Raw genomic sequence first — 11,070 nt, 5'->3', positions numbered from 1 at the left:
CGTAGTGTTACCGCGAACCCTGTAGGAGCGGCCGAAGGCTGCGATCTTTTGATCTTGTCTTTAAAAACAAAATCAAAAGATCGCAGCCTTCGGCAGCTCCTACAGGGGGGTTATTCGATTACCAGACGTGCCAGGCGTTGTTTGAGCATGCTGTTTTCGGCGCGCAATTCGCGAACCTCTTCCAGCAGATCCAGCGCCAGCGCGACGCCTTCCCACTCCAGCTCCAGGTCGCGCCGCAACTTGGCGGCGCGCTTGGCCAGGGCCAGTTCGTAGTCGGTGAAGCGCCATTCCCGGGGCTGCGCGCCCTGAGGTTCGAGGATGCCGTGTTCGACGATTTCGATCACGTAGACGTCCGACAGATCGGCCGCCTCACAGAATTCTGCCAGGTCCAGTTGAACGATCAGGGGGCTGCTCATGATGGGCTACTCCGTCGTCGAATTTAGAAGTTCTCTCGCGGATTGAAGGCGGCTTTGGTCGCCAGTTCCTGCCACAGCGCTTTGACCTCGTCATCGGACGCTTTCGGCATCACCGCTTTGAGCTGCACAAACAGGAAACCGCGTTCGCCAGCCTTGTTCTTCAGACCGTGTCCTTTGGCGCGCATGCGCTGGCCATTCTGACTGCCGGCCGGCACCTTGAGGTTGATCTTGCCAGTCAGGGTCGGTACGGCCACTTCGGTGCCCAGCGCCAACTCCCACGGTGCCAGCGGCAGCGTGATGATCAGGTTGTCGCCTTCGACATCGAATTTCGGGTGCGGCGCAAAACGAATGGTCAGGTACAGATCGCCATTCGCCCCGCCACCGGCGCCCGGTGCGCCCTGGCCTTTAAGGCGGATGCGCTCGCCGTCGGTCACGCCCGCCGGAATCTTCACGTTCAGGCTCTTCGTGGTGTTGCTGACGTGCTGGCCGTTGGCGTTGTATTGCGGCACCTGGAAGGTGACTTTCTTCGACTCGTTCGACAGCGTCTCCTCGAGGAAGATCGGCAGTTCCATTTCCACGTCTTGCCCTCGGCGCCCTGCACTGCGTTGTTGCCGACCTTCACCGCCACCGAAACCGGGGCCGCGATTGCCGAAGATCGAACTGAAAAAGTCCGAGAAGTCGCCGGTGTCCTGACCGCCGCCACCAAAGCCGCCACGGCTCTGCCAGCCCGGTGGCCCCTGGAACGGCTGACCGTGCTGGCCATAACGGCGCAGCTCGTCGTATTCGGCACGTTTGTCGGCGCTTTTCAGCGCTTCATAGGCTTCCGACGCGTCCTTGAATTTCTCTTCGGCGTCTTTTTCCTTGCTGACATCGGGGTGGTATTTGCGCGCCAGCTTGCGATAGGCCGCCTTGATTGCCTTGTCGTCTGCTGTCGGCTCCACGCCGAGGATCTTGTAATAGTCTTTGAAGTCCATTGAAGGAATCACCATCCGTTATCGATTTCGCGCCGATGCCAAGCATGCGCCGATTCGCGCGTGCCAGGTTGACCGATCTCAAAGTTGTGACCGGGTGGCGCTGCAGAAGTTTATCGGCAGTAGACGGCGGTTCTTGTGACCGCCGGTGGTTCTGCCGGCCCATGCCAGCAAGTTTGGGGCGAAGCTTGAGGTTTCAAGGCAGTTTAGTCGCGAAATAGCTGATGACCGGCCTTCGATTCTGGCGCGCACTGACATACACTGCGCGGCCGTTTTTTTGACCGGAACCGAAAGACATGAAAGACGCCTCTCCAGCCCGTGCCTGCGGCATCGACTTCGGCACGTCCAACTCCACCGTCGGCTGGCTGCGCCCCGGCATGGAAACGATGATCGCGCTGGAAGACGACAAGATCACCCTGCCGTCGGTGGTCTTCTTCAACATTGAGGAGCGCCGCCCGGTTTACGGTCGTCTGGCACTGCACGAGTACCTGGAAGGCTATGAAGGCCGACTGATGCGCTCGTTGAAAAGCCTGCTCGGTTCCAAGCTGATCAAGCACGACACCAGCGTTCTCGGCACGGCGATGCCGTTCAAGGACTTGCTCGGCCTGTTTATCGGGCAACTGAAGAGCCGCGCCGAAACCGCCGCTGGTCGGGAATTCGAGCAAGTGGTGCTCGGTCGTCCGGTGTTCTTCGTCGATGACGATCCGCTGGCTGACCAGGAAGCTGAAGACACTTTGGTCGACGTAGCCAAAAAGATCGGTTTCAAGGAAGTGTCGTTCCAGTACGAACCAATTGCTGCGGCCTTCGACTACGAGTCGACCATCGAAAAAGAAGAACTGGTGCTGATCGTCGACATCGGCGGTGGTACCTCTGACTTCTCGCTGGTGCGCCTGTCGCCCGAGCGTCGCGGTGTCGACAACCGACACGATGACATCCTCGCCACCGGCGGCGTGCACATCGGCGGTACCGACTTCGACAAACAGCTGAGCCTGCAAGGCCTGATGCCGCTGTTCGGCTACGGCAGCCGCATGAAGAGCGGCGCCTACATGCCGACCAGCCACCACATGAACCTGGCGACCTGGCACACCATCAACTCGGTGTATTCGCAGAAATCCAGCCTGGCGCTGGGCAGCATGCGATACGACATCGAAGACACCGGCGGTATCGACCGTCTGTTCAAGTTGATCGAACAGCGCGCCGGCCACTGGTTGGCGATGGAAGTCGAAGAAACCAAGATCCAGCTGACCCACACCGACAGCCGCCATGTGCCGCTGGATCGGATCGAGGCCGGGTTGAGCGTGGAATTGAGCCGCGCGCTGTTTGAATCGGCGATCGATGCGCTGCTGGAGCGGGTACGCGGCAGTGTTACGCAGCTGTTGAACGATGCCGGTGTGGCGGTCGATCAGGTTGATACGGTGTTCTTCACCGGCGGTTCGAGCGGGATTCCGGCGCTGCGCAACAGCGTCTCGGCAATGCTGCCGAATGCGCGGCATGTTGAAGGGAATATCTTTGGCAGCATTGGTAGTGGTTTGGCGATTGAAGCGATGAAACGCTATGGCGCCATGAACTGATGATCGTTCCCACGCTCCGCGTGGGAACGCCGCCATGGACGCTCTGCGTCCGCTGTTGAGGCTGTGACGCGGAGCGTCACGGGATGCTTTCCCACGCAGAGCGTGGGAACGATCACGGGGTGGTTACACCATTCCTCCCAGCTTCAACTCACTCTTCAAATACGCGTAATAAATCGGCCCCGCCACCACCCCCGGCAAACCGAACGCGGCCTCGAACACCAGCATCGCCAGCAGCAACTCCCACGACTTGGCACTGATCTGCCCGCCGACAATGCGCGCATTCAGGAAGTATTCAAGTTTGTGGATAACGATCAGATAACCCAACGCCGCCACCGCCACCCAGATCGACAGCGACAGGCCGACGATGGTGATCAGCGTGTTGGATATCAGATTGCCGATTACCGGCAGCAGACCAAGCAGGAAGGTCAGCACGATCAGGGTTTTGGTCAACGGCAGCTTCACGCCGAACATCGGCAGGATCACCGCGAGGAAGATCCCGGTGAAGAAGGTGTTGAGCAAGGCAATCTTGATCTGCGCGAAAACGATATTGCGAAACGCTTGAACCAGCAGGTGCAGACGGTCGAACAGCGCCGCCGCCAGCGGTTTGCGTTTGGTGACGTCCGGCACGCGCTGCAGGGCGATGATCGCGCCGAGCACCATGCCGATCAGCAGCGTCACGAACATGTGCGCTGCATCCTTGCCGACCAGTTGCAGCTCGGAGAGATGCTTGCTCATCCATTCGCCAATCGCCACGCGGAATTCACCGGCGCTGGCGGGCAGATAAGCGTCGATGAACGGCGGCAGTTGCCCGCGCGCACGATCCACCACGCCCATGAATTTGTCGAGCGACGCGCCCGGGTTTTCCGCTTCGTGCAACAGGAAACTGATCGCGCCGGCAAAGAGCAGCGCCAGCACACTGACCACCAACGTCCCCAGCAACGCCACCGCCAGCCACCGTGCACGGCGGCCTTCGATCAACCGCTGCAATTGCGGGGTGAGCATGTTGACCAGTTCGAACACCAACAAGCCGGCGAGCAGGCTCGGCAACAAGCGCAGCGGCAGCACCAGCAGCAATCCGCCGAAAATGATGATGCAACTGACCCAGAACACTACATGACGCTCAGAAAACGTTGGCATACAGCCTCAAAACGAACGGCGTAAAAGGATGGGCAGTCTGCCAGCGTTCCGGCGCCGAAGCGAGCACAGGCCCGGGTGCCTCGTCGCGCCGAAAAGATCGCAGCCTGCGGCAGCTCCTACAGGATCGCGGTCTCAGGTAGGAGCTGCCGCAGGCTGCGATCTTTTGCTCTTATTTTTTCTTCAGGCAATCACTCATAAACGCCTTGCGCGCATCGCCGGTCAGCGCTTTGGTTTTCGCATCGGCGTTGCAGGTGGTCATTTTTTGCTGCTGCGGGGTCAGTTGCTTGCCGTCGTTAGCCGCAGGCGTTGCCTTGAGGCAAGTGCTCATGAAGGTTTTGCGCTCATCGCCCTTGAGGCTCTTGGCAGTCGCATCGGCATTGCAGGTGGTCATCTTGTTTTGCTGCGCCGTGGCGGCAAAACCCTGGGAACACAGGAGCAAACCAATCATCAACAAAGGCACACGCAACATCTTCATGGAGTTTTCTCCTTGTCGCCGCACCGATGGATGCGGCCTCTGCAGGAGTGTAGCCAAATCTTGTTACACCTTCCTCCGCACCCTGCTCCGGATCTTTGCCGCACGCGCCAGATCCCTGACCGCAGCGCCTATTCAGTGCCTGCGGCCCCCGGTTTCTCGAACGCTTTCTGATAATCCAGATAAGCCTCAATCCTTTTTTCAATAACTGTCGTGGGCAGCAGTTCGAAAGAAACCGGCACTTCATCTGGCGTATGGTAGCGCGCACCCAGTTCTGCCACCGAGGTGAACTGAGCATAAGCCCCCCTCTGGTGGAGCTTGTTTATCTTGATTTGCCTGATGGTGTTCTCCCGTGAAACTTGCGGCAGCGCCGCCGATCCCGGCGGGACACTCTCGATGAACGCGTAGTCGGCAACCGCAGGGCCAGGCTCCAGGGTTTCCAGCGCTGGCAGCTCGAACCGGAAGTAACCTTTATCAGCCGTGTGTGCGACGGGAAATTCTGGCCACGAGTCGGCCACCACCAGTTCGGCAAGATTGCTCAAGTCGTCGCCAATCACCACGTACTGATGATCGAAAGCGGTCGCTTTGACGATATGAATGCGCGACGCCCTCGGCTGGCTCGCGAGAATCGAGAACGTGACCTTGGAGTTTTCCGAGCAATTACCGCCCTTGATTGCGATGGCTTTCCTGGCCGTTTCCGCACTGGTCCAGCGGGCAGTGAAGTCACCCGACTGAAGATCCAGCTGCCTGAGCCCTTTGATCTTCGCAATCGCCGAACCGCCCTTTTCCCAGATGCTCGGCAACTGATTGCCAGAGAGCGGCAGTAACTCTTTGGCCCTGAATATGGCACGCTGCGCCGACTGCAGATTGGCCATGACTTGAGCCGTCACCTCGCTCGGCGTGGAGTCAGGTTCAGCGCCAGAAGAGAGAACTTCATGGTATTGCCGCAGTTCCTCCCAGGGTTCAACCTGATGATCGGGGTTTTCCAGCACTGCCTGCCTGAGCGCTTGATAATCCTGATCCCTTCCGGTCTGCTGTAGATTGCGCGCAATGCTCCCCAGATTGCATTCGGACTCCGTGAGCGGTTCCAGTCCATCGGCGGTAAACAGTCGCCCGATCAAGTGCTGGAAAGCGTCTGCGCTCATCAGTTTTTGCAAATCCGGCAGGACTTCGATACTGCGCACCACCCTCTGATTGGCTTCATATCCCTGAGCATTGGCGCTTATGAAAGCCTCCATCAGGCTGTTCCAGCATTCGAGTGGCAACGTTTCGTCCAGCAACTGCAAACCGCGCAGATAGTTGTATTGCTCAAATTCGGCAACGCTGGGATGAAACGCTGCCGCGACAAAGTCAGAAAACGTTTCGGCGATGCCCTGCAATACGGGGACTTCAGCGGCGTCGGTCACCCCGCCTCCACGCAGACGCATGAACGACGGATCGAATGTCTGCACCGGCAGGACGGGTAAGTCGTTGAGAACCTTGAGCAGCCGATGAGGTTTGAGGAGGTGCTCACGCAACGCGGATTTCAACTTCGACATTTCACCGATGTGGATGCCCAGACGATTGCGCTCGCCATCCGGTAATGCTTGCAGTATCGCCGTGTAGAAATCGCTGGAAGGATGCAACGCCTGACCTGAAGCATCATGCGCCTGGAACCTGCCGTGTTCGTCGACAACGATCGTGCGTTGAATGGATGCCGTAGCGGAGCCGATGCGATCCAGCTGCCGTCCACCGTAGCGGTAAAGACACACTTCAATGCTCACGTTGGGATTCCAGCCCGGCAGGTTTGCCAACGAGTGCAACACCAGCGTGTCGCTTTCAGCACTTTCTACCGATTCCAGAAACAATCCTTCATAGGCCCGGCTGATGCGCACATCCTGCTGCGCCCAACGCCCGAGATTCAGCAATCGTTCGGGAATTTTTGCCTGGGCGAGGGCCTCAAGTTCCGCAGGTGTCGCCAGGGACGCCAATGCCTGCGCCACCGGGCCGGGCAACGGCTGCAGTTGATCTTGAATGACCCGAGCCGGCGCAGAAATGTTTCCAGCCTCGCGGTTATAGCGTTGCTCGAACAACCGCGATTGGCGCCGACGGGCCAACCGTGCCAACTCGACGCGAAGACGTCGGGTACTCACCTCGGGCGAGGAGACCGGTGCACTGGAAGAATCGCCCAACAACGCTCGGATTTGTGCGTCATCCAGTTGTGTCACCAGTGTCTTCAGCCAATCGCCGCCCATCAGACGTTCCAGCGACAGGCGCAAGGGCCGCGCATTGACGGCGCCCAGATACCCTAGCCTCTCGCCGCGCGCCCCGATCAGCTCAACCGGCTCGCCCGGCCACACGCCATCAAGCAGTTGAAACTGCCAGACAGGATCGGCATTCAGGTACTGATCGGGGCTGGCACTGGACAGTTGTTCGATGAATGTCTTGATGTCGCGGTCGATTCTGAATCGGGTCACCGTATCGCTGAGCAAAGGGATCGCCCTCTCATGGTCAGCGTACATGCGCCGCAGTGCACCGGGCTCTACCTGACTGACAGTACGAATCGCCGCAAAATCATCGGACAGGCCTTCCACCGAAGACCCGAGCCTGCGCATCAGCGTATCGACATCCCAATTGAGTGGTTTTTCGCCTTCGATGACGAAAGCGCCTGCGCCGTTGCTGTTGACCACCGGTTGGTAGGCGTGCGGACGGCCGGGGTGCTGAATCCGATGTTGGCCGCTCTGCCTGTCCTTCCGAATCTCGAAGTGACGCGCATCAAGGCGCAGGATCGACTTGCCCTGATGCAGGTGTAACCCGTCAGCCTGGGGCCTGGCCTCCGCTGCCAGTTGCAGATTATGTTGCAGGTAGGGCTCAAGATTCTGCCCCCACAGACGTTGGCTGCCGTCCGCCAGCGTGACCGGTGCGGCATTTTCGAGAAACGCCGACAGCTTGGGACGAATGACCTCCCTGGCAAAACTGCCGCCGACCGCAAAGAGACCAGCCTCGATGATCGATTCGGTTGCGCCGAGGAGGTGTTCTACTGCTTGCACGTAGTCGCCAGCGGCCAGATCTATCACGCCCTCCACGACGTCGCCGAGCAATTGATAGACCATATAGCTCAGCATCATTTCCCCGAGAAACGGCACAAAAGGGGTCACGACCAACAGCGCAACATTGAGGATCTCGAAAAACATTTGCTCAAAATCTTCGACCCAGGCCCAGCGCTCGGCGCTGTCGGCATCCGCCGTGGAAACAGCCAATGTACGTCCGTCATTAAGCATCTTGTTGACTTGCTGCTGGAACAGGTAACCCCACAGATCAGCGTTGAAACGCTCGCCGGTCTGATCACCGAAGGCAATGGCACCGAATCGCAGGTGCGGGTTTGGCGCGGATGTTTCGCGCCAGGATGGTTGGTCGGGTCGTGGCGAAGGCCCGTGATACTGAATCGGAAACAGTTGCGCATGCAGTTGGGCAAAAAAACGCCCCCGTTGCTCATGTTCGACGAACTGGCTGAAAAACACCTGATAGCGGTTGGGCGTGGACGGTGCCGCGTCGGTATCTCCCCTGAGTTGACGCGTCAGCTCAGCGAAAAATGCCTGTGATGAAGGGTATTCCTTCAATGGATGTTGCGGATCGTGCGGCACGTAGGCAATGACCCGCCGCACGCCGGCAACGGGTGCCTCTGGATCAGGCATCATCAGGACAATGCCGGTCAGGCGCACATCGAGCATCGTCAGGTGGAAATAACGAACTGGCAAACCATCAAGCTTCAGCCCTCGTTTGTCGCCGAACAGGTGCAGCGCGTGCAGATACACCTCCGCTGAAATATCTTTCTTCATCAACGCCAGATGGGCAGCCATTTTGAAAGTATGTTTCTGGCTATCGATAACCTGGCTTCGCAAGAAATGGCGAGGGAGTGCATCGGTTGGGCGCAAATAGTCTTGAAGATAAACCTTATATCGCTGGCCTATATCCAGTGTTCGACATAACTCTTTGAACTGTTCGACCGTCAGCGCATTCAAAACTTTTACTTCAAACAGGCCTTGCTCATCCGGCTTGCTGATAAAGCCACTGCCGGACTGAAAAACCTCATTGGCTGAAAAGTTGTGCAGCGCTGCATCCAGCAGGGACACGGTACGCACACTCATTCCGCCCGCTACATTCATGACCCAAGGGGACAAGTGCGCCGGTGAATACAGCCTGACAAAAGTCTCACGAACATCGACAGACACGCCGTATTGATCTTTCAATGCCTTAACCAGCAAAGGCTGCGCGAAGGCATAAACATCCTGCAATCGTTCAAACATCCGATCCACCGCCGCTTGAGCGTTCGATCTGGAGACCGATGCCAGATTGAGTGCAAGCAGTTCAACCGATGACGCTTCCTCTAACCACGACGGTATAACTTTCGGACTCTGTTTAAGTTCGCCAACTCTTCTGCTCCCTGACTGAACCAGCCAGTCGGGAATGGCGTTACTGATAAAGTCATGATGAACACTTTGACCACTGTTTAAACTGGCCAGATTATTAGCCGACGACAATTTTTTGCTCACGTTCAATCCCTGTTCGATCACATAAAGTATCGAGGCAGCCTAACGCGAGAACATCGTCATCTTATGAAGCCGGTTTCGGAGAAGCCTGTAAGAAAGTTCGCTTTGCAACTAGAACAAATTATGTCGACGATAAAACTCCGGTGTACAGCCGGCCTGACGCTGAAACATCGCAATAAATGCCGAGCCACTGCTATAGCCAAGATCAAAGGCTATTTCCTGAACGCTACGCTGACCCTCCAACGCTTCGATCGCCGCAAGGTAACGCAGACGCTGACGCCACTCGCCGAAACTCATCCCCAGTTCCCGTACAAACTGACGCGCCAACGTGCGCTCACTGACATGCACTTGCGCCGCCCAATGCGCCAGCGGCTGGTTGTTGCCAGGCTCGGCCTGCAACGCTTCGAGGATCGCCAGCAAACCCGGACTGCTCGCGTAGGGCAGATAACACTCGTGCACCGGCGCCTGTTGCAGTTGATCGACCAACACCTGCGCCAGTCGTTGATCGGCATCGAGTTGAGGAATTTTCACATCGCGCGCGGCGAAGTCCTTGAGGATCGCTTTGAGAATGTCGCTGATCGCCAGCGTGCAGGCGCGTCGAGGCAGATCGGCGCAGACCTTGGGATCCAGACACACCGCGCGATAGTTGACCGGTTGATGGCTGTAAAAACTGTGCTCGACCTGCGGCGGCACCCACACCGCGTATTGCGGCGGCGACATGAAGCGACTGCCGTCGACGTCCATGTGCAGCACACCATGCGCCGCGTATTCCAGCGTTCCCCAAGGATGGCGGTGCGGCGCGGCGAATTCGTGGGCGTTGAAATCGGCATAACGGAAGTACACCGCCGACGGCAGCTCGCTGAAATCCAGTAGATCGATGTGTTTACTGTTCATGCTGTCCGGTTTCAGAGGCAGGTTGTCCGGTTCGAAGTATAGGCCTGTATCCAGACAAGGGATAATTGCGCTTCATCAACGTACTGGTTTCAACTCATGCAATACGCGTTTCCGCTGCTGGCGATTTTTATCTGGGCCGGCAATACCGTGATCAACAAACTGGCGGTCGGGGCGATTTTCCCCGCCGAGATCGGTTTCTATCGCTGGCTGCTCGCCGGGTTGCTGTTCACCCCATTCATGCTCAAAGCGGTGATCGCGCACTGGCCGCAGATTCGTCCGAACCTGGGCAAGATTTTTGTCCTCGGTGTGCTGGGTATGGCGGTCTATCAGAGCCTCGCTTACTTTGCGGCGACCCTGACCACCGCGACCAACATGGGCATCATTTTGTCGCTGATGCCGTTGATGTCGCTGGCCATGGCAATCATCAGCCTCGGTCAACGTCTGACCGCCGGTGCGCTGGTCGGCGCGGTGCTGTCGTTTGCTGGCGTGCTGGTGGTGGTGTCGTCGGGCAGCCTTGGCGCGTTGCTGCAACACGGCCTGAACATGGGCGATGCGATGATGTTGATCGCGACGCTGGCTTACGCGATTTACAGCACGCTGCTGAAGAAATGGCAGCTGCGTTTGCCGCCGCTGGTGTTGCTGTATTTGCAGGTGCTGGTGGCGATTGTCGTGTTGTTTCCGCTGTATGTCGCTTCGCCGAAAACCGGTTTGACCCTGCAGAACATTCCGCTGGTGTTGTATGCGTGCCTGCTGGCGTCGATGGTTGCGCCGTTGGCGTGGATGCAGGCGGTGCAACGCCTGGGGCCGAGCCGGACGACATTGTTCTTTAATTTGCTGCCGCTGATTACTGCGCTGATTGCGGCGGTGGTGTTGAAGGAGCAGTTGGCGATGTATCACTTGGTGGGCGGATTGCTGACGTTGGCCGGGGTGATACTTTCTGAGCGTTGGACGACGGTATTGGGTCGCCAGCCCCGCATTGCCTGATGCCTATACCTTTGTGGCGAGGGGATTTATCCCCGATGGGTCGCGCAGCGGCCCCAAAAAAGCGGGGGCCGCTGCGCAGCCCATCGGGGATAAATC

8 protein-coding genes are annotated in these 11,070 nt (G+C 58.1%); 2 read left to right on the top strand and 6 right to left on the bottom strand.

Translation table 11 applies throughout. The annotated features are described in order from the left end of the window. Positions 1–110: 110 nt before the first annotated feature. Positions 111–416, bottom strand: coding sequence for a chaperone modulator CbpM (locus QMX93_RS27305; protein WP_282358629.1), 306 nt, complete (start codon positions 414–416; stop codon positions 111–113). A gap of 23 nt (positions 417–439) precedes the next feature. Then, a complete protein-coding gene (locus QMX93_RS27300) occupies positions 440–1,390 on the bottom strand; it encodes a DnaJ C-terminal domain-containing protein (RefSeq protein WP_282358628.1) in 951 nt (316 codons plus the stop codon). 293 nt (positions 1,391–1,683) lie between these two features. Here QMX93_RS27300 and QMX93_RS27295 point away from each other — a divergent pair, with 293 nt between their 5' ends. After that, positions 1,684–2,958: an Hsp70 family protein gene (locus QMX93_RS27295; protein WP_053116831.1), complete on the top strand. Its 1,275-nt coding sequence runs from the start codon at positions 1,684–1,686 to the stop codon at positions 2,956–2,958. A gap of 123 nt (positions 2,959–3,081) precedes the next feature. On the opposite strand, the gene QMX93_RS27290 is transcribed toward QMX93_RS27295, so the two are convergent. The 4 genes from QMX93_RS27290 to QMX93_RS27275 all read right to left on the bottom strand — a co-directional run bounded on the left by QMX93_RS27290 (position 3,082) and on the right by QMX93_RS27275 (position 9,990). Next, positions 3,082–4,095, bottom strand: coding sequence for a hypothetical protein (locus tag QMX93_RS27290; protein WP_053116830.1), 1,014 nt, complete (start codon positions 4,093–4,095; stop codon positions 3,082–3,084). Between the two features lie 169 nt (positions 4,096–4,264). Beyond that, the gene (locus QMX93_RS27285) at positions 4,265–4,570 is read right to left on the bottom strand and encodes a PsiF family protein (protein ID WP_053116829.1); all 306 of its coding nucleotides are present in this window, start codon (positions 4,568–4,570) and stop codon (positions 4,265–4,267) included. Between the two features lie 128 nt (positions 4,571–4,698). After that, complete coding sequence (locus QMX93_RS27280; RefSeq protein WP_282358627.1) at positions 4,699–9,099, bottom strand: DUF6543 domain-containing protein; 4,401 nt, start codon at positions 9,097–9,099, stop codon at positions 4,699–4,701. A gap of 108 nt (positions 9,100–9,207) precedes the next feature. Continuing rightward, positions 9,208–9,990: a helix-turn-helix transcriptional regulator gene (locus QMX93_RS27275; protein WP_282358626.1), complete on the bottom strand. Its 783-nt coding sequence runs from the start codon at positions 9,988–9,990 to the stop codon at positions 9,208–9,210. A gap of 96 nt (positions 9,991–10,086) precedes the next feature. Between QMX93_RS27275 and QMX93_RS27270 the strand changes: the two genes are divergently transcribed. Beyond that, entirely contained in the window at positions 10,087–10,974 is an 888-nt protein-coding gene (locus QMX93_RS27270; RefSeq protein WP_282358624.1) for a DMT family transporter, read from the top strand. The last annotated feature ends 96 nt before the right edge of the window (positions 10,975–11,070 follow it).

This window comes from Pseudomonas sp. PS01303 (assembly GCF_029959385.1).
In the GTDB taxonomy this organism is placed as follows: Bacteria; Pseudomonadota; Gammaproteobacteria; order Pseudomonadales; family Pseudomonadaceae; genus Aquipseudomonas; species Aquipseudomonas rustica.
The sequence above is the reverse complement of the archived record's forward strand: the minus strand, read 5'-3'. Positions and strand labels throughout refer to the sequence as shown.